The organism is Blautia glucerasea, from assembly GCF_020537505.1.
Taxonomy (GTDB): Bacteria; Bacillota; Clostridia; order Lachnospirales; family Lachnospiraceae; genus Blautia_A.
On record NZ_JAJBMO010000075.1, the window covers coordinates 1 to 1,094 of the forward strand.

The 1,094-nt window shown below is 42.0% G+C and carries 1 protein-coding gene; it reads left to right on the plus strand.

The window, feature by feature from the left end:
* Window positions 1-493: hypothetical protein (locus tag LIQ05_RS19255; RefSeq protein ID WP_226822922.1), on the plus strand; the 493-nt coding region annotated here is incomplete at its 5' end.
* Window positions 494-1,094: the final 601 nt, after the last annotated feature.

Below are 1,094 nucleotides of genomic sequence, written 5' to 3' on the forward strand. Positions count from 1 at the left end.
CAAATCTATTGCTATAATAATAGGAAGATTGCCCGAGAAAGACAAGAAGAGAGCTACCGAAATGCTCATGAGAAAAATGGATTGTACACAGTTATTAGTCCCACCAGCTCCAACGGAAGAAGATGTTATGAAGCTCGTAAGCGTCGTTACCCAATTGCTTACTTTAGTTCCACCAGATCGTCAAGCTGCTTTAATAGGTGATTTATTCATCCCGGAATCTCTAAAGGATATATTCAATAGTTTCAATGAACTGGCGGCAGAGAATCGTTTACAGCAAAAAAAGAGTGAGTTGGAAGGAAGGACTGAAGTGAACCATGCTAATACAAATGAAGAAGTTCCCTCCAGGCGAACAAGAAGTAGAGACACAAATGCAAGAGGAGCATATAAATTACAAAACACCATCACTGAGGGCCCTAAAGCGGTTCCCACGAAAAAAAGGAGAGTAGCAACGAGGGTAAGGGGCAGAAAATCACGTAATACTTCTAGGGTATGATCCAATATCAAAGGAAATGATAGCATTGAAGGATGAGACTAATCCAATTGAGGAGTGGCAGCATATAGAACAGCTAAAGGGTAGTGCTGAAGGAAGCATACGATACCCCGCATGGAATGGGATAATATCACAGGAGGTACTAGACTACCTTTCATCCTACATAAATAGACGCATATAAGTACGCATTTAAGCATAAACACGCACTATGCCGTTCTTCTCATGTATATATATATACAGGCAACACGCAGATATAGGTGCGACGTGAACAGTGAGCTGTATGTGCGCAGCTCGCGTTGCATTTTCGGAAGCGCTCGTTTTCGGAAACGCTTTGAAGTTCCTATTCCGAAGTTCCTATTCTCTAGAAAGTATAGGAACTTCAGAGCGCTTTGAAAACCAAAAGCGCTTTGAAGACGCACTTTGAAAAATCCAAAAACGCACCGCACCGTAACTACTACACCGCGAATACTGTGCCCTGAAACATTGCTCAAAAGTATCTCTTTGCTATATATCTCTGTGCTATATCCCTATATAACCTACCCATCCACCTTTCGCTCCTTGAACTTGCATCTAAACTCGACCTCTACATCAACAGGCTTCCAAT